Raw genomic sequence first — 20,602 nt, forward strand, 5'->3', positions numbered from 1 at the left:
CTCGTGGTGACCCGGATCACTCCCGAGGCCGATGGCATCGTGAGCGTCGAGCTCGCCGATCCTTCCGGCGCTCCGCTGCCGCCGTGGGAGCCGGGCGCGCACCTCGACGTGCAGCTGATCACGCGGCAGCAGCGGCAGTACTCGCTGCTCGACTCGGATCCACGGACGTACCGCATCGCCGTGCTGCGCGAGGAGCGCTCGCGCGGCGCCTCGATGTACGTGCACGAGTTCCTCCGGGTCGGCAGCATCGTGCGCGTGCTGCCGCCGCGGAACCTCTTCCCTCAGCCGGCGGCCGACGAGCACCTCCTGCTCGCCGCGGGCATCGGCATCACCGCGCTCCTGCCGATGGCGCAGCGCCTCCACCGCGACGGGGCGGAGTGGGCGCTGCACTACGCCGTCCGCGGCGACTCGGCGGTGCCGTTCCGCTCGGAGCTCGCGGCACTCGGAGCCAGAGTGTCGCTGCACCCCCCGGCGCGACGGCTCGACATCCCCGCGCTGCTCGCCGATCCGCGCCCCGGCGTCGCGGTGTCGGCGTGCGGCCCGGCGCGCTTCCTCGATGCGGTGACGGCCGCGATGGCGGCGTGGCCACCCGGCAGTCTGCACCTCGAGCGCTTCGAGCCGAAGCCCGTCGCGGCCCGACCGGACGCGCCGTTCACCGTGCACTGCGCGCGCTCCGACCTCGACGTCGAGGTGCCCGCCGACCGCACGATGCTGCAGGCGCTCGCGGCCCGCGACCTGCCCGTCACCGGCTCCTGCCTCCGCGGCGTCTGCGGCTCGTGCGCGGTGCGGGTGCTCAGCGGCGAGGTCGAGCACCGCGACTCGCTGACCACTCCGGAGTCGACGGTGCTGTACCCGTGCGTGTCGCGGGCGGCGGGGGCGCGCCTGGTGGTCGACCTCTGAGGCGCCGCCCCCTCTACTCCCCGTGCGGGAACACCAGCAGCGTCGACGTCGCGACCACGCGGTCCTGCGCGTCGAGGAGGCGCGCCTCCGCGAAGGCGACGCGGCGGCCGGGCTTCACCACGGCGCCGATCGCGCGGAGCTCGCCGCCGCCCGCGTGCACGCCGCGCAGGTAGCTGACAGTGAGGTCGAGCGAGGTGTAGCCGACTCCCGCGGGCAGCGTCGACTGCACGGCGCAGCCCGCCGCCGAGTCGAGGGCAGTGCAGGCGAAGCCGCCGTGCACGCGCCCGATCGGGTTGTAGTGCGACTCGTCGGGCGCGCAGGCGAACTCGACCAGCCCCTGCTCGACCCGCTCGAGGCGCATGTTCATCAGCGCGACGATCGGCGGAGGCGGGATGCTGCCGTCGAGCATCGCCCGCAGGTACTCCAGCCCGCTCATCGTCTGCGCGGCGGCGGCCCCGACGAAGGGGTCCTGCCACGAGACCGTCCGGGTCCGCTGCGTGTCGTCGGTCATCTCGGCTCCCTCGCCGTCGCGATCGCCCCCGGATCTCGGAAGGGCTGCTGGCATTCTCACGGAGAGTCCCGCGATGCGCCTCGTGCTCCGCGGATCGATCCATCGGAGCAGGCCCGTGCGACCGAGCAGGACGGGTCGTTCTCGACGGATCGATCCGGGCGGCCGCCGGATCGATCCGGGCTGCCGCTTGTCGCGCGCCCGCACCCGGGCGAGAGTGGGTGCATGACCGACGAGGGAACAGGCCGCCTGCTCGCGGTGAACGGAGTGGACCTCTGGGTCCGCGAGTTCGGGTCGCCCGACCACCCCGGGGTCGTCCTGGTGCCCGGCGCCTCGTCCCCTTCGGACTGGTGGGACGTCGAGCTCTGCGAGGCGATCGCCGCCGGCGGCTACCGCGTGCTGCGCTACGACCTCCGCGACACCGGCCAGTCGACGACGCGCCCGCCCGGCGAGGCCGACTACACCGGCGACGACCTGGTCGACGATCTGGCCGGAGTGATCACCGAGGCGGGTCTCTCGCCCGCGCACGTGATCGGCCTCTCCCTCGGCGGCGGACTCGCGCAGCAGCTCGCGATCGCGCGGCCGGAGCTGGTAAGTTCGCTGACGCTGCTCTCGACGAGTCCCGGCGGGCCCGGCTCCGAGGGGCTGCCCCAGATGTCGCCGGCGCTGGCCGCGTCGTTCGCCGTGGAGGAATCGCCCGTCGACTGGACCGATCGCGACGCCGTCCTCCGGCGGACTCTCGCCGAGGAGGCGCTGTTCGGCGGCTCGATCCCCGTCGACGAGGCGCGGGTGCGGCGGATCAGCGACAGCGCCTTCGACCGCTCGATCGATCTCTCGGCCGGATCGAACCACTGGGCGATCCCGTCCGCGAGCGGCACCCGCGAGCAGCTGGCGACGATCACGGCGTCCACACTCGTCGTGCACGGCACCGAGGATCCGCTGTTCCCCCTGGGGCACGGCGAGGCGCTGGCCCGCGAGATCCCGGGCGCGCACCTGCTCCCCGTCCCCGGTCTCGGCCACCAGTTCCCGCCTCCCGAGACCTGGCCGCTGCTCGTCCCCGCGCTCCTCGAGCATCTCGGAGCGGCGGACGGCGCGAGCTGATCAGACGGGCGCGATCCGCTCGATGACCGCCGTCAGGCGCGCCTGCAGCTCGAGCAGCTCGTCGAGGTCGACCCCGAGCGCGGCGACGACCTGCGGAGGCACCTCCTCGGCACGGGCGCGCAGCTCGCGCCCCGCGGGCGTCAGGCGGACGGCGAGCAGCCGCTCGTCGCGGGGGTCGCGCGCGCGGGTCGCGAGGCCGGCCGCCTCCAGCCGCTTGATCAGCGGCGAGAGCGTCGCGGGCTCGAGGCGCAGCACTTCGGCGATGTCCGAGAGCGAGCGAGGCTCCCGCTCCCAGAGCGCGAGCATCACGAGGTACTGCGGGTGCGTCAGGCCGAGCGGCTCGAGGATCGGCTTGTAGGCGCCGATGACCGTGCGCGAGGCGACGGCCAGGGCGAAGCAGAGCTGGCGGTCGAGCGCGAGCGGATCCAGGCTCTCCGAGGTCATCGTCACGATTGCTTAGTATACTAAGGATTATGACACGAAGGACGCCGAACCCGATGAACCCGTTCGACGGGAAGCCCGGCTTCTACAACAAGTTCAACCGGATCATCTACAGCTTCACCGGCCCGGCGCACATCGGCACGGGCTCCCCGGAGGCGCCGTTCGTCCCGACCGCCGACCCGCGCTGCCCCCTCTGCGGCGAGCCGATGGACCGGCACGACATCGACCGCTCCGGAGAGCGCACGCAGCTGCACTGCCCGGCCTCCTGAGAGAGGACGATGGCGGCATGAGCCTCGTCCGCGTGCACAACTTCTCGGTCTCCCTCGACGGCTACGGCGCCGGCGAGGGCCAGACCCTCGACTCCCCCTTCGGCCACGCGGGCCACCGGCTCGTCGAGTGGGCCGTCGGGACGCGGACGTTCCGCGAGATGGGCGTGCCCGGCGAGTCGCCCGGCTCGGTCGGCGTCGACGACGCGTTCGCCTCCCGCTGGGCGCGCGGCATCGGCGCCGAGATCATGGGCCGCAACAAGTTCGGCCCCCAGCGCGGCCCGTGGGAGGACGAGGACTGGCGCGGCTGGTGGGGTGAGGACCCCGTCTTCCACACCCCGGTCGTCGTCCTGACCCATCACCCGCGGCCGGTGCTCGAGATGGCGGGCGGCACGAGCTTCCACTTCGTCGATGCGGACCCCGCCGAAGCCCTCGAGCTGGCGCGCGCCCTCGCCGGCGACCTCGACGTCCGGATCGGCGGCGGCGTCGCCACCGTCCGGCAGTTCCTCGAGGCCGATCTGATCGACCAGCTGCACCTCGTGCTCGTCCCGATCGTCCTCGGCCGCGGCGAGCGCCTCTGGGACGGACTCGAGGGCCTCGAGGAGCGCTTCGCCGTCGAGGCGACGCCCTCGCCGAGCGGAGTCGTGCACCTCGTGCTCACGCGCCGCTGAGCGCTGTCGCACCTTCGACTCCACGGTCTCCGACGCCGTCGAGCTCGAGCGGCGGCGAGCGCCGGCCGTCTCACGCGGCGCCGTGATGATCGAGGACCGGAGCGACGACCGGACGAGGCTCCACGTCTTCGCGGATCCGGCGGGTCACCCTTTCTGCATCGTCGTGGCGGAAGCCCCCCGCGACGATCACATGTCCCCCGTAGTGGGGCAGTAGCGCCGCAATCCTGCCCCGACCCCTCCTCCGAATCATGCGTATACATCTACCTGACCACCGGAGTCCGCATGCTCTCGACCGCACCCCCCGCCCTCACGTCCGCGCCGATCGTCCCCGCGCGCGCCCTCGCACCCTCGCTCGTCGCGACGGCTCGCGGCGCCTCGGTGTCCGTCCCGCCCAGGGCCGAGATCCGCGTGGCCACGGCCCCCGCGGGCCCGCTCGCACCGACCCTGCTCGCGCCGCCGAGCACCGCCCGCCCGCCGGTCCCGGCTCTCGACCCCGACTCCGACCGCGTCCTGGTCATCCGGGCCGCTTCCGGCGACAGCGACGCGTTCGCCGTGATCGTGCGCCGCTACACCGGGCTGCTGCGCGCGACCGCCCGACGCACGCTCGGCAGCAGCGCCGACGTCGACGACGTGGTGCAGGACACCTTCCTCGCCGCCTGGAGCCACGCCGACAGCGTCATCGACGGCGACACGATCGCCGGCTGGCTCGTCACGACCGTCCGACGCCGGAGCTACGACCGCCTCCGATCCTCGGCGACGCGCACGCGCGCCGAGCTCGACGACGAGCTGCCCGCCTCGCCGCACGACGCACCCGACGCCCAGGCGAGCCGCGCCTCCCTCGCCGCGGACGCCCGCCGCGTCCTCGCCACGATGCCGTCACCGCAGCGCCGCTGCTGGGAGCTGCGCGTCGAGGGCGCCAGCTACCTCGAGATCGGCGCCGAGCTCGGCCTGCCGCTGACGACCGTGCGCGGAATGCTGGCGCGCGCCCGGGCGACGCTGGCGAGCGAGCTGGCGCACTGGCGCTGAAGCACTGACGGTGCTGAAGCGCTGAGGCGCTGAGGCGCTGAGGCGCTGAGGCGCTGAGGCGCTGAGGCGCTGAGGGTGCTCCTCCACAGGGGGACGCTGCGGCGAGTCGTCGACAGAAGCTGTCTCCGCGAGTCCCGTGGCGCCTCCGACCGATTGACTCTCCCGCATGGCAGAGACGAGAACGGCTGGAGCGGTGCTCGCCGAGGCACGTGAACGCGGAGACCGCGCGGGTGAGCTCGCCCGCGCCGCCGCGCCGCTCCTCCTCGCCTCGGCCGAGCAGCTGTACGAGGGATACCGCACCGCGATCTCCTCTCCGGAGTCCTTCGCCAGGGGTCCGTCGGCCAGCGAGTCGAGCGAACTGGCGGAGCGGTCGATCCGTGCCGAATTCGCGATCGCGATGGGCGTCTCCGAGCGGGTGGCGTCGAACGAGCTCGAGCAGGCGCGACTGCTCGTCGACGATCTGCCGCACACCCGGGCCGCCCTGGCCGGCGCGCTCATACGGTGGGAGGCGGGCCGAGTGATCTGCGCGGCCGCAGCGACCCTGCCCGTCGAGTCCCGCGCCGCCTTCGACGAACGTGGCGCGGCCCTGGCCCTCTCACTGACGCCGGGTCAGCTGCGGCGCGCCGTCGCGCAACTGAGAGAGGAGCTGCACGAGGAACCCCTCTCCGAGCGGCACGCGCGCGCTCGTGAAGAGCGGTCGGTGTGGATGTCGGCCGGGATCGACGGGATGGCCACCCTCTGCGCACTACTGCCCGCGCCGGTCGCGGCCGGAGCATTGAACCGCCTCGACCGGATGGCACGCACGCTGCGCGCTGCCGCAGAGGAATCCGGCGACACGCGGACGCTCGCGCAGCTGCGTGCCGACGCCATGGCCGATCTCGTCTGCGACGGTGACATCGCCGGCACCACTCCGCTCGCGAGCGACCGCCCCGCGCCGACCTTCGTACCCGGCCTCCGCGCCGAGATCCGCGTCACCCTCCCCGCCACCACGGCGGTCGGTCTCGACGACCATCCTGCCGACCTCGACGGCTACGGGCCGATCCCGGCCGATGCCGCACGGGAGCTCGTCGGCATCGGCGAGACGTTCACCCGGGTCCTCGTCGAACCGGAAACGGGGATGATCGCCTCCGTCGGACGCACCCTCCGCGTCCCTCCCCCGCAGATGCGATTGGCGCTCCAGCTCCGCGATCAGACCTGCCGGTTCCCGGGCTGCACCCGCCCCGCCTCCACGGCCGAGGCCGACCACACCGTCGAGTGGCGGAACGGCGGCGAGACCAGCCTCCAGAACCTCCTCAGTCTCTGCACCAGCCACCATCACGTCCGACACGGCGATCGCTGGAGCTACAACCTCCAGCCCGACGGCACGGCCGAGTGGAGCACCCCCACCGGACGCCGCGTCACCACCCGGCCGCCCGCGCTTCCCGGCGGCCCACCGCCCGTGCGATTCACCGAGCCACCGCCGATCCGACGCGACTCGTAGACTCGGCGCCACCCGACCGGAGGTGCCCCGTGCGCGAGCTGACCTACTACGTCGCGACCAGTCTCGACGGCCTGATCGCCGCGCCCGACGGCGACTGGAGCGCGTTCCCGGCCGAGGGCGACCACTTCGACGCGATCCTCGCCGACTACAGCGACACCCTCCCGATCCACGCGCAGCAGGCCCTCGGAGTCACGGCCGACGGCTCCCGCTTCGACACCGTGATCATGGGGTGGCGCACCTACACGCCCGCGCTCGACGCCGGCATCGACAGCCCCTACCCGCACCTGCGGCAGATCGTCGCGACCCGGGGCGGCCACGCGGTCCCCGAGGGGATCGAGACCACCGCCGACCCGGTCGCCACGGTCCGCGAGCTGCGCGCCGGCGGCGGAGGCGGCGTCTGGCTGGCGGGCGGCGGCGCGCTCGCGGGCGCGCTGGTCGAGCAGATCGACACGCTGATCCTCAAGGTGAACCCGGTCGTGCTCTGCGACGGCGTCCCGCTCTTCGGAGGCGCGCCGTACGCCGCTCGGCGGTTCCACCGCCTCGAGTCGCGACGGTTCGACTCCGGCGTGAGCATCGACACCTACCGCCGGGTGCGCTGACAGGACGGTCGCTAGGGTGGGCACCACGAAGGGGGCCTCGATGGCACGCAGCACGGCTCGGATCGGCGGGGCGGTAGCCGCCCTCCTCACCGCGGCACTCCTCGCAGGCTGCGCCGGACCGACTCCGTACTCGGACTTCGAGCGCACCAGGGACGACCGCGACGTGCTCCCCGACCTCGGCACCGTCGACGACAGCATCGACCTCGACTCGGTGCGCTACGCGGGCAGCGCCGACGGAGCGGCGGTGTACATCGCTCTCTCGGCCGACGACGACGCCCGCTGCATGATCGTCCTCACCGAGTACGAGCCGTTCTCGGGATGCGGCGGTGGCGAGCTCGAGACCTCGATGCCGGGCGCCTTCGTGGCCCGCCTGCATCCCGACGGCGCCGGCCCCGAGGACTCCCCCGGACTCGACTGGACCGCCCTCGGCGAGAACGTCTCGGTGCGCGCGGGCTGAACGCAGGCTGGCTAGGGTGGGCGCCATGCAGAAGACCGACACCGTCGGAGCCGTCGTCGCCGTCATGCGCACCGAGGGAGCGATCTACGGCACGGTCCTCGCGATCACGCTGATCGCCGTGGGCTGGGACAAGGACACCGATCTCGAAGTGCTGCTCTTCCTCCTCGGCTCGGTCACCGTGTTCTGGATCGCGCATCTGTACGCGGGGACGATCGCGAGGCTGCCCGATTCCGAGCCCAGCCCGCGAACCGTGCTCGCCGCGGTGGGCGACACCGCGCGGCACTCGATCGGCATGCTCGCTGCGATGATCGTGCCCGCCCTCTTCCTCGCGCTCGGTCCGCTCGGACTCGTCGAGGAGTACACGGCCTACTACCTGGCGCTCGGCTCGGGGGTCGTGATCCTCGCCGTGCTCGGCTACGTGATGTCGGCGCGCCGGGGCAGTTCGCTCGCGCGGCGCCTCCTCAGCACGCTGATCACCACGCTGCTCGGCTTCGTCGTGGTCTGGCTGAGCACGTTGGTGCACTGAACCCCGAACACTGTCAGGCTGGCGGCATGACATCGCAGTCCAGCCTCCGTCCGTTCGGCCCGTCGGGCGCCTCCGTCACCCGGCTCACCCTCGGTACCTCGTGGAATCCCGAGCGCGTGCGCGACCTCGACCGGGTGCCGGCGCTCGAGCGGGTCCTCGACTCCGCAGCGGGCAACCGCGCCGTCTCGGTGATCGACACGTCGAACGAGTACGCCCTCGGGCACAGCGAGCGCCTGATCGGCGAGGCTCTGCGGGCGCGCGGCGGCGTGCCGGAGGGGATCACCGTGGTCACCAAGCTCGACCGCGATCCCCAGACCGGCAGCTTCTCGGCCGAGCGGATGCGGCGCAGCCTCGACGAGAGCCGCGAGCGTCTCGGGATGGACGTGCTGCCCCTGCTGTACCTGCACGACCCCGAGCGGATCTCGTACGACGAGGCGTTCGCCGACGACGGCCCCGTGAAGGCGCTCGTCGCCATGAAGGAGGCGGGCGTCGCGCTGTCGATCGGCATCTCGGGCGGGCCGGCGCCGATGCTGCTGCACTACGTCGAGACGGGGCTCTTCGACGCGGTGATCACGCACAACCGGTTCACGCTGGTCGACCGCTCGTCCGAGGAGCTGCTGGACGCCTCCGTCGACCGCGGCGTGGTCGTGGTGAACGCCGCCGTCTACGGCGGGGGCGCTCTCGCCCGCTGGCCGGAGCCGGTCAAGACCTACGCGTACCGCCCGGCTCCCGCCGAGGTCGTCGACGCGGTGGCCGCGATGGGAGCAGCCTGCGAGCGCGCCGGGGTGCCACTCGCCGCGGCGGCGCTGCAGTTCTCGACCCGCGACCCGCGGGTGACGACGACGGTGGTCGGAGCGACGACGGCCGAGCACTACGACGCGTTCGTGGCCGACGACGCCCTCGAGATCCCCGACGCGCTGTTCGACGAGCTCGCCGCGCTCGCGCCGTCGAGCGACGCCTGGCAGGACGCTCCGGGTTCGACCTGGCCGCGCTGAAGCGGGCCCGGTTCGCACCGTCAGGGCATAGCCGGGCTCTGTTCCCGGTTACCCCTCTGCATGACTGACGACGCTTCCGGGCCGGCCCTCTTCCGGCCGCTCACCCTCCGCTCCCGCACCGCTCGCAACCGACTGTGGGCGGCGCCGATGTGCCAGTACTCGGTCGAGGCGCAGGACGGCCGGCCGACCGGCTGGCACCTCGTGCACCTCGGCTCGATCGCCCGTGGCGGCGTCGGAGTCGTGATCTCGGAGGCGACGGCCGTCACTCCCGAGGGCCGCATCAGCCCCTGGGACACCGGCCTCTGGGACGACGCGCAGCGCGACGCGTGGGCGCCGATCGTCGACTTCGTGCACGAGCAGGGCTCGCTCGCCGGGGTGCAGCTGGCGCATGCCGGCCGCAAGGCGTCGACCTACCGCGAGTGGAGCGGGCGCGGCACCGTCCCCGCCGAGGAGGGCGGCTGGGACACCGTCGCCCCCTCGGCCGTGGCCTTCGACGGCTACGCGGAGCCGCGGGCGCTCGACGCCGGGGAGCTGCCGGGCCTCGTGGAGGCGTTCCGCGCCTCCGCTCGCCGCGCCGTCGAGGCGGGCTTCGATGTGATCGAGCTGCACGCCGCGCACGGCTACCTGCTGCACCAGTTCCTCTCGCCGCTCTCGAACCGGCGCGAGGACGGGTACGGCGGATCGCTCGAGAACCGGGCGCGCCTCCTCCTCGAGACCGTGCGGGCGGTGCGCGCCGAGATCGGCGAGCTGCCGTTGCTCGTCCGGTTCTCGGCCACCGACTGGGCCGAGGGCGGCTGGACGCTCGAGGAGACCATCCGCGTCGCGGAGTGGGCGCGCGAGGCGGGCGTCGACCTCTTCGACGTGTCGACCGGCGGGCTCGTCGGCGGCACGCACATCCCCGTCGCACCCCTCTACCAGGTGCCGTTCGCCCGCGAGCTGCGGCGGGCGACCGGTGCCCCGGTCGGCGCCGTCGGACTGATCACCACGGCCGAGCAGGCCGAGGGAGTCATCACTGCGGGTGACGCCGACGTGGTGCTGCTGGCACGCGAGCTCCTGCGCGACCCGCACGCCGCGACGCGCATGGCGCACGAGCTCGGAGTCGACATCGCTCCCGCGCAGTACGCCCGCGCCTGGCGCTGAGAACGACGAAGGGCCGGGCGGATCAGTCCGCCCGGCCCTTCGGAGAAGTCACTTCTCGTCGGTATCGCTCTCGCTGTCCGCGGGGGCGTCCTCTTCGGGGTTGAAGTGCGAGTCACCCGACACACCGACGGCGAGGCCGTCCTCGGAGTCCGGGATGGTGCCCTCGGTGCCGACGCCGTCCTCTTCCGGAGGAGTGGCGCTCGTGGTGTCGCTCATGGCTCAGGCCTTCACGTCGCCGCGCCAGGCGCCGTCCGGCGAGCCCTTCGACTCGATGTACTCCTTGAAGTTCTTCAGGTCCTTCTTCACGGCGTGGCTTCCGGCGCCCACGAGCGAGCCGACGGTCTCGAGGAAGCCCTTGGGCTCCCAGTCGAGCTGCACGGTGACGCGGGTCTCGGCGTCCGAGAGCTTGTGGAAGGTGACGACACCGGCGTGGTCGGTCTCGCCTCCGGTGCTGTTCCAGGCGACGCGCTCGTCGGGGTGCTGCTCGGTGATGTTGGCTTCGAACTCGCGCTCGACGGGGCCGACCTTGACCTTCCAGACGGTGAGGGTCTCGGTGACCTGCTGGATCGACTCGACCTCGTCGAGGAACTTCGGGAACTCCTCGAACTGGGTCCACTGGTTGTACGCGACGGACACGGGGACGTTGACGTCGACGGTCTCGATGATCTGCGGCACGGTGGTGCTCCTTGCTGTCTTCGATGGCGGCGATCCGCAGCTGCGGTCGTCTTCCTCGACGGTATTCGGGAGCCGCCTGGGAGTGCACCGGGTTGCGGGCGTGAGCAAACGTGGTAGAGACGGACGACTTCTCGTCGTCGGTACCCCTCTAGTCGTCGGTTCCGGAGTAGCGGTACGCCGAGAACGCCGGCGCACCCGTCACCGCGTACAGGCCGAGCACGCGGCCGGTGAACGAGGTCGCCGTCTCGGCGGTGAGGGAGCGGCCGTCGATCCGGGCGAGCGTGCGCGAGACGCCGCCCGCCTCCGCCCGCAGCACGACGAAGTCGCTCGTCATCTGCCCCGGTCCGAAGCCGACGCCGCCGTCGCGCTCCGACTCGAGCACCAGCGTCACCGGGCCCTCGGGCAGCTCGGCGGTCCACTCCTGCTCGAAGGAGGGGATCACCGCGCGGGCGGTCACCCGCGTCCCCGAGCCGGTCGACTCGGCCTCGATCGCGTAGAACGAGTCCTCGTCGTAGCGGACGGCCAGTCCGCCGACTCCGCTGGACACGTCGACGACCACGGACGCGGTCATCGTCTGCGTGAGCTGCCTGCGTCCCACAAAGGTCGGCTGAGGGTGACGGAGCGTCCGCCCCTCCCCCGCGATCACCAGCGCGCCGTCCTCGACCGCCGAGATCGCGGAGGGCAGGCGCCGCACCCCGATCCAGCCGGAGTCGAGCGGATTCGCGAAGTCGACGTCGTCGCGCAGCGGTCCGCGCGGAGCGAGCTGCACCGGCTCGGCGACCGGCCAGCCGTCGACCCACTCGACGCGCGTGACGAACGTCTCGCGGCCCAGCGCCGAGAAGGCGCGGGTGGCGCCGCGCGGGCGCACGCCGAGCATCACCAGGAGCGTGGAGCCGTCGGGGCCCTCGACGAGGTCGCCGTGCCCGGTGTTCTGCACCGGCCGCGTCGTGCCGCGCGCCGTCAGGAACGGATTGCTCGGCGCGGTCTCGAACGGGCCCGTCGGCGAATCGCCGCGTGCGATCGAGACGCCGTGGCCGCGCTCGGTGCCGCCCTCCGCGATGAGCAGGTACCAGGTGGAGCCCCGACGGTACAGGTGCGGAGCCTCCGGGAACCCGCCGCCGGTGCCCGACCACAGCGAGCGCGGCTCCTCGAGGATCGTGCCGGTCGCGAGATCGACCCGCACCTGCTGGATCCCGAGGTGCTGCCCCGTGTCGGGGCCGTCGAGGATCAGTCCGGAGTAGGTGACGTACGCGGTGCCGTCCTCGTCCCAGGCCAGGTCGGGGTCGATGCCCTGGAGGCCCTCTCCGTCCGGGGAGCGCAGGACGGTGCCGTCGCTCCACGGGCCGGCGGGATCCTCCGTCGTGAACACCACGCAGCCGCGCCCGGCGGGCACCGTCACGATCACGTGGAAGAGCCCGTCGTGGTGGCGGATCGTCGGCGCCCAGACTCCGAGACCCGTGGGGACCTCGTCGACCGCGATCTGCTCGGCGCGCGTCGCGACGTTGCCGATCCGCTCCCACGTCTCGAAATCGGTGCTGCGGTAGACGGGCATGCCGGGCAGGTACTCGAACGTCGAGGTGACGAGGTGGTAGACGCCGTCGACGAGCACCACGCTCGGGTCGGGGTTGAACCCGGGGATCAGCGGGTTGGGGAACGGGGCGCCCACAGAACCGGCAGGAGCGGTGCTCATGCCAGGATCTCCAGCTCGGTGGCCAGCGGGACGTCTTCGAGCGAGGTGCCGATCCGCAGAGTGAACGCTCCCGCCTCGTACTCCCAGCCGTCGTTCCAGGTGGCGAGGAGGCGCGTCGGCACGGTCACCGCGATCTGCGCGGTGGCGCCGGCCTCGACGCTGGCGCTCTCGAAGCCGACCAGCCAGCGCACGGGGCGCTCGACGGCGGAGTCGCGTCGCTCGGCGTAGGCCTGCAGCACGACCTTGCCCGCGCGCTCGCCCGTGTTGGCGACGTCGACCAGGAGCACCGCGTCCTCGCCCGCCGTCGCGGGGGCGGGCGTCGCGACCGAGAGCAGCTCGAACGACGTGTAGCCGAGGCCGTGGCCGAAGCCGTAGGCCGGCTCGACCTCGCTCCGGAGCCACGCGCGGTAGCCGATGTGGATGCCCTCGTCGTAGTGCAGCTCGCCGTCGGTGGGGAGCGTCGAGAGGACGGGGACGTCCTCGATGGCGGCCGGCCAGGTGGTGGGCAGGCGTCCGCCGGGCTCGACGCGGCCGAGGAGGATGTCGGCGACCGCGTCGCCCATCTCCTGCCCGCCGAAGTAGCCGACGAGCACGGCCGCGACCTCGTCGCGCCACGGCAGCAGCACGGGGGCTCCGGCGTTGACGACGACCACGGTGCGCGGGTTGACGGCGGCGACGGCGCGCACGAGCGCATCCTGCTCGCCGGGCAGGTCGAGGGAGCTGCGATCGTAGCCCTCCGACTCGACGGCGGAGTTGGTGCCGACGACCACGAGGGCGACGTCGGCGTCGCGGGCGAGCGCCACCGCCTCCGCGATGAGCTCGTCGGCCGGGGTGTCGTCGGGCTCGAGGCCGTAGGTGAAGCCGAGCGCGCCGTCGAGGTCGCCCTCGGCGTGCACGATGTCGTACTCGATGCGGATGTCGACGGGTGTGCCCGCGGTGACCGTGAGCGGGGCCGAGACCGACGGCGGCGCGAGCAGCGACGCGCCGAGGTCGTTGCCGACGGGCGACAGCGTCTCCTCGAGGAACAGCTCGCCGTCGACGTAGACGCGGGCAGTGCCGGCGACGGCGAAGCCGAGGCGCACCGTGGCGTCGGCCGCGGGAGTCAGGATCGTCGAGAACTCGACGCGGGCCGAGGCGGCGATGGGGGCCGTGCCGCCGAACCAGACGAGGGAGGTGGCGCGGCGGTCCTCGACGAACAGCTCGGCGCCGGACGCGTCGAGGAAGCGGACGCGCTGCCCGGGCTCGCCCGTGACCGGATTGGTGATGGTCTCGAGGACGAGCGGGGCGACTCCGTCCTGCACGACCGCGCCGAGCGCGTAGCCGACCCGGGCGTCGGGCAGCGCGGCGCGGACGCCGTCGAGCGGCGTGACGACCTTCTCGGGGAGCACGGTCGCCGATCCGCCGCCCTGGGTGCGGGCCTCGCGGGCGTTGTGGCCGATCACGGCGACGGAGGAGAGGGCGCTCGCGTCCCACGGCAGCTCACCGGTGTTGCGCAGCAGCACGCTGCCCGCCGCGGCGGCCTCGCGGGCGAAGGTGCGGCCGTCCTCGACGAGCACCGGCTCGGCGACGGCGGGCGCGAAGCCCTCGAGGGCGCCGACGCGCGCGGCGAGGCGGAGGATGCGGCGGACCTTGCGGTCGATCACCGACTCGTCGATCTCGCCGGAGCGGACGGCGGCGACCAGCGCGGCGCCCCACGGGCCGTCGGGGCCGGGCATGACGAGGTCCTGCGCGGCGCGGGCGCTGTCGACCGATCGCACGGCGGTCCAGTCGCTGATGACGACTCCGTCGAAGCCCCACTCGCTGTTCAGCGGGGTCTCGAGCAGGTCGTTCTCGGTCGCGGTGACGCCGTTGATCGAGTTGTACGAGCTCATCACGAGCCAGGCGCGGGTCTCGACGATCGCGCGCTCGAAGGCGAGCAGGTAGAGCTCGCGCAGAGCACGGTCGCCGACGCGCACGTCGACCGTGAAGCGGTCGGTCTCGGAGTCGTTGGCGATGTAGTGCTTCGGAGTGGCGCCGACGCCGTTCTCCTGCACGCCGCTCACGTAGGCGGCGGCGAGATCCGCGGTGAGCACCGGGTCCTCGCTGAAGCCCTCGAAGTGGCGGCCGCCGAGCGGCGAGCGGTGCAGGTTGATGGTCGGGCCGAGGACGACGTCGACGTCCTTGCGGCGGGCCTCGACGGCGGCCGCGGCGCCGTAGCGCCGGGCGATCGAGCGGTCCCAGGAGGAGGAGAGCGCGGTCGCCGAGGGCAGGTTCAGCGAGGGCGAGCGCTCGTCCCAGACCTCGCCGCGCACGCCGGAGGGGCCGTCGGAGACGAGCATGCGGCGCAGGCCGATCTTCTCGATCGGCCAGGTGGTCCAGAAGTCGCGGCCGGTGAGCAGCTGCACCTTCTCCTCGAGGTCGAGGCGCGCGATCAGTTCGCTGAGGCGGGCGTCGGCGTCGGGCCCTTCGGCCGAGATGACGGGGGCGGTGGAGGTGTCGGTCACGGTGACTCTCTCTCTTTCGAAGCGACGGCATCGTCGCTCAAAACCTAGCAGTAGTTGGTTTCTCACGGCAGAGGGTGCCGATCCCCCTCGCGAGGGTCGGCACTCCGTCAGGCGTGGGCGGCCGTGAACGCGCGGCGCTCCTCGCGACGCGCCTGCTGGCGCACGGGGTCGGCCACGGGCGCCGCCAGGAACAGGCGCTGCGTGTACTCGTGCTCCGGGCGCGCGGTGACCTGGTCGCCGTCGCCCCACTCCACGATCTCACCGTGGTACATCACGGCGACGCGGTGCGAGAGGTGCCGCACGACGGCGAGGTCGTGCGAGACGAAGAGGTACGCGACTCCGGTGCGCTCCTGGATCTCGGTGAAGAGATCGAGCACGCGGGCCTGGGTCGAGAGGTCCAGCGCCGAGACGGGCTCGTCGCAGACGATCAGCCGCGGCTCGAGGGCGAGCGCCCGGGCGATCGCGATCCGCTGCCGCTGACCGCCCGAGAACTCGCGCGGGAGGCGGTCGGCGGCCGACTGCGGCAGGCCCACCTGGTCGAGCAGCTCGCGCACGCGCTTCGAGGCGACCTTGCCGTCGACCTTCCGCACGGTGAGCGGCTCGACCAGGATCTGCTCGATCGTCAGCGACGGGTTGAGCGAGGTGTACGGGTCCTGGAACACGACCTGGATCTCGGAGGAGAGCGCCCGGCGCTCGCGCCGGCTCAGGTGCGCGATGTCGCGGCCGTTGTAGACGATCTCGCCCCCGGTGACCGGGGCGAGCCCCAGCACCGCGCGGCCGAGCGTCGTCTTGCCCGAGCCCGACTCCCCCACGAGACCCACGGTCTCGCCGGGCCGGATGTCGAGCGAGACGCCCTTCAGAGCCTTGAACGGCGCGGCGCGGAACCCCTTGCCGGGGTACTCGACGACGACGTCCTTGACGTCCAGCAGGGTCTTGTTGGGCACGGTCTCGCTCATCGCGAGGTCTCCTTCGTGGCCGTGACGAGCGGTCCGCGCGCGGGCCCCTCCTCGAGGATCGCGTCGAACAGGGCGCGGGTGTACGGGTGGCGGGGGTCGGCGAAGATCGAGCGCACCGGCCCGGTCTCGACGATGCGTCCGTCGCGCATGACCGAGACGCGGTCGCACAGGTCGGCGACGACGCCGAAGTTGTGCGTGACGAGGATCATGCCCATGTCGAGCTCGGACTGCAGCTCGCGGAGCAGGTCGAGCACCTCGGCCTGCACCGTGACGTCGAGAGCGGTGGTCGGCTCGTCGGCGATCAGCAGGTCGGGGTCGCACGAGACGGCGCCGGCGATGAGCACGCGCTGGGCCATGCCGCCCGAGACCTCGTGGGGGTACGCGTCGAAGGTCCGCTGCGGGTTCGGGATGCCCACCCGGGTGAGCAGCGCGATCGCCCGCTCCTTCGCCTCCGCCTTCGAGAGGCCCAGGCACACGCGCATCGGCTGCACGAGCTGGGTCCCGATGGTGAACGAGGGGTCGAGGTTCGACATCGGCTCCTGGGGGATGTACGCGATGCGCTTGCCGCGCAGCTTCGTCATCTCCTTCTCGGAGAGGTGCGCGAGATCCTGTCCGTCGAAGACGATCGAGCCGCCGGTGATCCGGCCGCCCTCGGGCAGCAGGCGCAGGACCGACCAGGCGGTCTGCGTCTTGCCCGAGCCCGACTCGCCGATCAGCCCGTGGATCTCGCCGCGGCGGACCGTGAGCGAGACGTCGTGCACGACGGTCTTCGTCGATCCGTCGCCCTGGCCGTAGCCGACCGAGAGGTTGGTGACGCGGAGCACTTCGGCGGCGCCGGCCTGCGAAGAACCGGAAGCGGACGTCTCCTCGTGCACGACGGTCTGCGGCGTCGCAGCGTCCTCGTCGAGCATCGTCTGGATGCCGATCGTCGAGAGGCTGGTCGGCACGGTGGCCGGCGCCGAGGCCGACTTGCGCTTCTTCGAGCGCTTGGCTCCGGAGGCGCTGCGCTCGAGCTCGTCCCGCATCGCATTGCCCAGCAGGGTCAGCGCGATCGAGGTGAGGCCGATCGCGAGGCTCGGCCAGAGCATCAGGATCGGGGCGTTGAACACGTTCGAGAAGCCGTCGTTGAGCATCGACCCCCAGGTCGGGATCGACAGGTCGCCGAGCCCGAGGAACTCGAGTCCGGCCTGGATCGCGATGGCGATGCCGGCGATGAGCGCCGCCTGGATGATGACGGGAGCGCGGACGACGGTGAGGATGTGCCGGGCGATGATCCGCCCGTTGCCGAGCCCCGAGACGCGGGCCGCGTCGACGAACAGCTCGCCGCGCACCGCGGTGACGGAGGCGTAGACCAGCCGGTGGAACGCGGGCGACAGCAGGACGCCGAAGATCGCCATCGAGAGCCACATCGACGGGCCGATGACGGCACGGGCGGCGAGGAGCACGACGATGCCGGGGAGCGCCATCAGGAGGCCGGTCGTCCAGGACGACACCGAGTCGAACCAGCCGCCGAAGTAGCCGGCGAGCAGACCGCTCGTGACCCCGATGGCCATCGCGACGAGAAGGGCGACCAGGGCGCCGGCGAGGCTGAACTGCGTCGCGAAGAGCAGGCGCGAGAGCACGTCGCGGCCGGCGCTGTCGGCGCCGAGCAGGTGCGCGGCACCCGGCTCGGCGAGCACGTCCTGGAGCGACGCCTGGTTGGGGTCGGCCGGGGCGAGCAGGGGGGCGAGGACCGCCGAGAGGACGACGAGCACGAGGAACACGAGCGAGACGAGCCCGATCGGGTTGTGCAGGAGGCGGCGGAAGAGGTGCGTCCGGGCGGCTCGCTCCTCGACGGCGACGTCGAGGGCGGGGCCGGGCGGCGGAGAGATGGCGGTCATGAGAGTCGCACCTTCGGGTTGAGCCAGCCCTGGAGCAGGTCGATGAGCAGGTTGACGATGACGACGATGATCGCCGTGATGAGCACGAGGCCCATGACCAGCGGGATGTCGCCCTGGGTGGTCGCGGTGACCGCGACCTGGCCGAGACCCGGGATCGCGAAGATCTGCTCCACGATCACCGCGCCGCCGAGGAGGCCGATGAACTGCACCGCGAGCACCGCGAGAGCGGGGCCGCCGGCGTTGCGGAGCACGTGCTGGAAGACGACTCGGGAGGCGGGGATGCCGCGCGAGCGCAGCGTCCGCACGTAGTCCTGGCGGAGCGCGTCGATCACCGAGCCGCGGACCTGCTGCGCCACACCGGCGATGCCTCCGATCGCGAGGGCGATGATCGGCAGCGTGACGGTGGCGACCCAGCCCGCGAACGAGTCGGTGAGGTTGACGTAGCCGGTCGGCTTGAACCAGCGGAGGTTGATGGCGAAGACCGTCACGAGGCCCAGCGCGATGAGGAAGCCGGGGATCGCGAAGCCGAGGACCGAGACCAGCTGCACGAGCTTGTCGGCCCAGCCGCGGCGGACCGCGGCCCAGACTCCGAGCACCACGGCGATGACCGCCGAGATGAGGGTGGCGCCGATGACCAGCGAGAGCGTGACGCTGACGCGGGTGCTGATGGCGGTGGCGACCGGCTGACCGGTGAACCACGAGTTGCCGAGGTCGCCGGTGACAGCGCCGCCGAGCCAGCCGGCGTACTGGGTCCAGATCGGCTGGTCGAGGCCGAGCTGCGCGGCCCGCGCGGCCACCGCCTCCGGCGTCGCGTTCTGTCCGAGGATGCGGCGGGCGATGTCGCCGCCGCCGAGGTAGAGGAGTGCGTAGGCGACGACGGAGATCAGCACCACGAGGATGATCCCCGAGATGACGCGTCGCAGGATGAACCTGGTCATCGGTGGTTCCTTCGATCGAGGAGAGCCGGCGCCCGCAGCGCCCACGAGGGCGACGGGCGGAGAAGGGGAGGGGCCGACCCGAGGGCCGGCCCCTTCACGACCGGATCAGGCCGGGGTGATGTTCCAGAGGTACGGGTAGGCGTTGCCCGTCTGGGTCTCGACCTTCGTGTTCGCATCCGTCACGAAGCTCGACTGCTGGCGGTACCAGGGGGCGAACCAGGCGTTGTCGACGGTGTACTTGTTGACGGCCTGGACGGCGGCGGCGTAGTCGGCCTCGGGGGCGGTGCGCACGGCCTCGATCAGCGTCGCCAGCTCGGGGTCGGCGTTCTTGAACGGGTTGAAGATCGCGTTCTCGCTGAGCTCGAAGTTGATCAGCGCCCAGTCGGGGTCCTGCTGCAGCGTGAGCCAGGTGGCCGGGTACTTGGGCGTGAGCACGTCGGCGATGAAGTTGTTGCCGGCGTCGGTGTACTTCGCGGTGATGCCGACCTCCGAGAGCTGCTGCTCGATGAGGGTGAAGGTCGCGGAGCCGACGAGCGAGGAGGTGGGCATGGCCAGCTCGAAGCCGTCGGGGTAGCCGGCCTCGGCGAGCAGCTCCTTGGCCTTCTCGGGGTCGTAGGGGTAGTCGTCGTCGAGCGACTCGTCGTAGCCCTCGGAGGACGTCGGGAAGATCTGCGTCGTCGGGGTGCCGTAGCCCTGGCCGATCGCCGTGAGCAGCGCCTCCTTGTCGAACGCGTAGTTGATCGCCTGGCGGACGCGGACGTCCTTGAGCGCAGGAGCGAGCGTGCCGTCGCGGTCGAGCAGGAGGAGCCCGGTCCAGTTGAGCTCGAAGGCGTTGACGGTGAAGCCCGACGCCTCGATCTCCTTGAGGTCGTTGTTGTCGACGGTGTTGGCCGCGTTGACCTGGCCGCCCTTGATCGCGTTCACCAGTGCGGTGGAGTCGCTGTACACGTTGATCACGAGGTCGTCGTAGTGCTGCGACTCCTCGTCCCAGTAGCCGTCGCGCTTGGTGAAGGCGTAGGAGGTGCCGATGACGGTCTTCGCCGCGTCGAGCTCGTAGGGGCCGGATCCGACGGGGACCGTCTGGATGTCGGCGGACTCGAAGGCCGAGGGCGCCTCGACGAGGCCGGCGTTCTGCGTCAGGTAGAAGAGGAAGGTCGGGTTGGCCTGCTTGAGCGTGACCGTGACGGTCGAGGCATCGGTCGCGACGGCGTCGGCGAGGTCGGCCATCTTGTTCGTGTCGGGCGAGGTGCCGTCGCGGAAGCGGATCAGGTTCTGGGCGACAGCGTCGGCGTCGAGCGTCGAGCCGTCCGAGAAGGTGACTCCGTCGCGGATCGTCAGCGTGAGGACGGTGCTGTCCTCGTTGTACTCCCACGCGGTGGCCAGGCCCTCGGTGATCGTGCCGTCGGGCTCGGCCCGGAGGACCGTGTCGTAGACGGCCTGCATGTAGGGCGACTCGTTGGCCCAGTACGAGTTCGCCGCGGCGAACGTCGACAGGGTCTGGATCGCACCGAGAGTGAGCGTGCCGCCCGAGCCCTCGGAGGATCCTCCTCCCGAGTCGGCAGCGCAGCTGGTCAAGCCGACCATCGTGGTGATGGCGATCGCAGCGGCCGCCAGCCTCTTCCATCGGAACATCTTCGGTCTCCAGGTTCTCCCGACTCGTCCATGAGCCGGTGCCGAGGAAGCTAACACGAAAAACAGATGACCCCTAGGTTTTCAGGGAAAAAACTTCCGGGCGTTAGGTTTTCGTGATCCACGTGACCGGTCACGGGAAGCGCAACCCCGTTTCGTCCCGCGAAGACGGGGACGATTCTGAAATCCGACTACCCGCCAGTTTTTTGACTACGAAACCTCGACGGGTTAGGTTTCTCGC

At 72.0% G+C, this 20,602-nt stretch carries 21 protein-coding genes and 1 pseudogene; 12 read left to right on the forward strand and 10 right to left on the reverse strand.

What is annotated here, in order from left to right; all coding sequences use genetic code 11:
• The first annotated feature begins 6 nt into the window (after positions 1-6).
• Positions 7-900, forward strand: coding sequence for a PDR/VanB family oxidoreductase (locus tag GRS92_RS06940; RefSeq protein WP_235021856.1), 894 nt, complete (start codon positions 7-9; stop codon positions 898-900).
• 13 nt (positions 901-913) lie between these two features.
• Here GRS92_RS06940 and GRS92_RS06945 read toward each other — a convergent pair whose 3' ends face one another.
• Complete coding sequence (locus GRS92_RS06945; RefSeq protein WP_159854589.1) at positions 914-1,411, reverse strand: PaaI family thioesterase; 498 nt, start codon at positions 1,409-1,411, stop codon at positions 914-916.
• Between the two features lie 222 nt (positions 1,412-1,633).
• Here GRS92_RS06945 and GRS92_RS06950 point away from each other — a divergent pair, with 222 nt between their 5' ends.
• On the forward strand, positions 1,634-2,509 hold the full coding sequence (locus tag GRS92_RS06950) for an alpha/beta fold hydrolase (RefSeq protein WP_159854591.1): 876 nt from the start codon (positions 1,634-1,636) through the stop codon (positions 2,507-2,509).
• Here the strand turns inward: GRS92_RS06950 and GRS92_RS06955 are convergent, their stop codons facing one another.
• Positions 2,510-2,953, reverse strand: coding sequence for a MarR family winged helix-turn-helix transcriptional regulator (locus GRS92_RS06955; RefSeq protein WP_159854870.1), 444 nt, complete (start codon positions 2,951-2,953; stop codon positions 2,510-2,512).
• A 29-nt stretch (positions 2,954-2,982) separates the two neighbouring features.
• Between GRS92_RS06955 and GRS92_RS06960 the strand changes: the two genes are divergently transcribed.
• The 10 genes and pseudogenes from GRS92_RS06960 to GRS92_RS07005 all read left to right on the forward strand — a co-directional run bounded on the left by GRS92_RS06960 (position 2,983) and on the right by GRS92_RS07005 (position 10,110).
• A complete protein-coding gene (locus tag GRS92_RS06960) occupies positions 2,983-3,219 on the forward strand; it encodes a hypothetical protein (protein ID WP_159854593.1) in 237 nt (78 codons plus the stop codon).
• Positions 3,220-3,236: 17 nt separating this feature from the next.
• Positions 3,237-3,887 carry a dihydrofolate reductase family protein gene (locus tag GRS92_RS06965; protein ID WP_159854595.1) on the forward strand — a complete coding sequence of 217 codons (651 nt, stop codon included), beginning with the start codon at positions 3,237-3,239 and terminating at the stop codon, positions 3,885-3,887.
• A gap of 25 nt (positions 3,888-3,912) precedes the next feature.
• A pseudogene (locus GRS92_RS19215) lies at positions 3,913-4,101 on the forward strand (VOC family protein); the annotation flags it as partial.
• 68 nt (positions 4,102-4,169) lie between these two features.
• Positions 4,170-4,913 carry an RNA polymerase sigma factor gene (locus GRS92_RS06975; RefSeq protein ID WP_159854597.1) on the forward strand — a complete coding sequence of 248 codons (744 nt, stop codon included), beginning with the start codon at positions 4,170-4,172 and terminating at the stop codon, positions 4,911-4,913.
• Between the two features lie 166 nt (positions 4,914-5,079).
• Positions 5,080-6,393, forward strand: a complete 1,314-nt coding sequence (locus GRS92_RS06980) for an HNH endonuclease signature motif containing protein (RefSeq protein WP_159854599.1) — start codon at positions 5,080-5,082, stop codon at positions 6,391-6,393.
• 29 nt (positions 6,394-6,422) lie between these two features.
• On the forward strand, positions 6,423-6,992 hold the full coding sequence (locus tag GRS92_RS06985) for a dihydrofolate reductase family protein (protein WP_159854601.1): 570 nt from the start codon (positions 6,423-6,425) through the stop codon (positions 6,990-6,992).
• 40 nt (positions 6,993-7,032) lie between these two features.
• The gene (locus tag GRS92_RS06990) at positions 7,033-7,449 is read left to right on the forward strand and encodes a hypothetical protein (RefSeq protein ID WP_159854603.1); all 417 of its coding nucleotides are present in this window, start codon (positions 7,033-7,035) and stop codon (positions 7,447-7,449) included.
• 25 nt (positions 7,450-7,474) lie between these two features.
• Complete coding sequence (locus GRS92_RS06995) at positions 7,475-7,975, forward strand: hypothetical protein (RefSeq protein WP_159854605.1); 501 nt, start codon at positions 7,475-7,477, stop codon at positions 7,973-7,975.
• 26 nt (positions 7,976-8,001) lie between these two features.
• Entirely contained in the window at positions 8,002-8,970 is a 969-nt protein-coding gene (locus tag GRS92_RS07000; RefSeq protein ID WP_159854607.1) for an aldo/keto reductase, read from the forward strand.
• Positions 8,971-9,030: 60 nt separating this feature from the next.
• On the forward strand, positions 9,031-10,110 hold the full coding sequence (locus tag GRS92_RS07005) for an NADH:flavin oxidoreductase/NADH oxidase (protein WP_159854609.1): 1,080 nt from the start codon (positions 9,031-9,033) through the stop codon (positions 10,108-10,110).
• Between the two features lie 48 nt (positions 10,111-10,158).
• Here the strand turns inward: GRS92_RS07005 and GRS92_RS18835 are convergent, their stop codons facing one another.
• From GRS92_RS18835 to GRS92_RS07040, 8 genes are all read right to left on the reverse strand, one after another.
• Positions 10,159-10,326: a hypothetical protein gene (locus GRS92_RS18835; RefSeq protein ID WP_204162046.1), complete on the reverse strand. Its 168-nt coding sequence runs from the start codon at positions 10,324-10,326 to the stop codon at positions 10,159-10,161.
• A gap of 3 nt (positions 10,327-10,329) precedes the next feature.
• Positions 10,330-10,785 (reverse strand): SRPBCC family protein, encoded by a 456-nt coding sequence (locus tag GRS92_RS07010; protein WP_159854611.1) that lies wholly within the window; start codon positions 10,783-10,785, stop codon positions 10,330-10,332.
• 148 nt (positions 10,786-10,933) lie between these two features.
• Complete coding sequence (locus GRS92_RS07015; RefSeq protein WP_159854613.1) at positions 10,934-12,475, reverse strand: glycoside hydrolase family 43 protein; 1,542 nt, start codon at positions 12,473-12,475, stop codon at positions 10,934-10,936.
• Positions 12,472-14,958 carry a glycoside hydrolase family 3 C-terminal domain-containing protein gene (locus tag GRS92_RS07020; RefSeq protein WP_159854615.1) on the reverse strand — a complete coding sequence of 829 codons (2,487 nt, stop codon included), beginning with the start codon at positions 14,956-14,958 and terminating at the stop codon, positions 12,472-12,474. Before GRS92_RS07020 ends, GRS92_RS07015 begins: the two co-directional genes overlap by 4 nt.
• 107 nt (positions 14,959-15,065) lie before the next feature.
• Positions 15,066-15,914 (reverse strand): ATP-binding cassette domain-containing protein, encoded by an 849-nt coding sequence (locus tag GRS92_RS07025; RefSeq protein WP_159854617.1) that lies wholly within the window; start codon positions 15,912-15,914, stop codon positions 15,066-15,068.
• Positions 15,911-17,794, reverse strand: a complete 1,884-nt coding sequence (locus GRS92_RS07030) for a dipeptide/oligopeptide/nickel ABC transporter permease/ATP-binding protein (RefSeq protein WP_159854619.1) — start codon at positions 17,792-17,794, stop codon at positions 15,911-15,913. The genes GRS92_RS07025 and GRS92_RS07030 overlap by 4 nt, the downstream gene beginning before the upstream one ends.
• The gene (locus GRS92_RS07035) at positions 17,791-18,732 is read right to left on the reverse strand and encodes an ABC transporter permease (protein ID WP_159854621.1); all 942 of its coding nucleotides are present in this window, start codon (positions 18,730-18,732) and stop codon (positions 17,791-17,793) included. The genes GRS92_RS07030 and GRS92_RS07035 overlap by 4 nt, the downstream gene beginning before the upstream one ends.
• 105 nt (positions 18,733-18,837) lie before the next feature.
• Positions 18,838-20,364: an ABC transporter substrate-binding protein gene (locus GRS92_RS07040; protein WP_159854623.1), complete on the reverse strand. Its 1,527-nt coding sequence runs from the start codon at positions 20,362-20,364 to the stop codon at positions 18,838-18,840.
• Between the last annotated feature and the right edge of the window lie 238 nt (positions 20,365-20,602).

This window comes from Rathayibacter sp. VKM Ac-2754, assembly GCF_009807095.1.
Taxonomy (GTDB): Bacteria; Actinomycetota; Actinomycetes; order Actinomycetales; family Microbacteriaceae; genus Rathayibacter.

Coding starts and splice junctions, on each gene's coding strand:
- GRS92_RS06945 (WP_159854589.1), bottom strand. CDS start 1,411: ATGACCGACGACACGCAGCGGACCCGGACGGTCTCGTGGCAGGACCCC.
- GRS92_RS06950 (WP_159854591.1), top strand. CDS start 1,634: ATGACCGACGAGGGAACAGGCCGCCTGCTCGCGGTGAACGGAGTGGAC.
- GRS92_RS06955 (WP_159854870.1), bottom strand. CDS start 2,953: ATGACCTCGGAGAGCCTGGATCCGCTCGCGCTCGACCGCCAGCTCTGC.
- GRS92_RS06960 (WP_159854593.1), top strand. CDS start 2,983: ATGACACGAAGGACGCCGAACCCGATGAACCCGTTCGACGGGAAGCCC.
- GRS92_RS06965 (WP_159854595.1), top strand. CDS start 3,237: ATGAGCCTCGTCCGCGTGCACAACTTCTCGGTCTCCCTCGACGGCTAC.
- GRS92_RS06975 (WP_159854597.1), top strand. CDS start 4,170: ATGCTCTCGACCGCACCCCCCGCCCTCACGTCCGCGCCGATCGTCCCC.
- GRS92_RS06980 (WP_159854599.1), top strand. CDS start 5,080: ATGGCAGAGACGAGAACGGCTGGAGCGGTGCTCGCCGAGGCACGTGAA.
- GRS92_RS06990 (WP_159854603.1), top strand. CDS start 7,033: ATGGCACGCAGCACGGCTCGGATCGGCGGGGCGGTAGCCGCCCTCCTC.
- GRS92_RS06995 (WP_159854605.1), top strand. CDS start 7,475: ATGCAGAAGACCGACACCGTCGGAGCCGTCGTCGCCGTCATGCGCACC.
- GRS92_RS07000 (WP_159854607.1), top strand. CDS start 8,002: ATGACATCGCAGTCCAGCCTCCGTCCGTTCGGCCCGTCGGGCGCCTCC.
- GRS92_RS07005 (WP_159854609.1), top strand. CDS start 9,031: ATGACTGACGACGCTTCCGGGCCGGCCCTCTTCCGGCCGCTCACCCTC.
- GRS92_RS18835 (WP_204162046.1), bottom strand. CDS start 10,326: ATGAGCGACACCACGAGCGCCACTCCTCCGGAAGAGGACGGCGTCGGC.
- GRS92_RS07015 (WP_159854613.1), bottom strand. CDS start 12,475: ATGAGCACCGCTCCTGCCGGTTCTGTGGGCGCCCCGTTCCCCAACCCG.
- GRS92_RS07025 (WP_159854617.1), bottom strand. CDS start 15,914: ATGAGCGAGACCGTGCCCAACAAGACCCTGCTGGACGTCAAGGACGTC.
- GRS92_RS07030 (WP_159854619.1), bottom strand. CDS start 17,794: ATGACCGCCATCTCTCCGCCGCCCGGCCCCGCCCTCGACGTCGCCGTC.
- GRS92_RS07035 (WP_159854621.1), bottom strand. CDS start 18,732: ATGACCAGGTTCATCCTGCGACGCGTCATCTCGGGGATCATCCTCGTG.
- GRS92_RS07040 (WP_159854623.1), bottom strand. CDS start 20,364: ATGTTCCGATGGAAGAGGCTGGCGGCCGCTGCGATCGCCATCACCACG.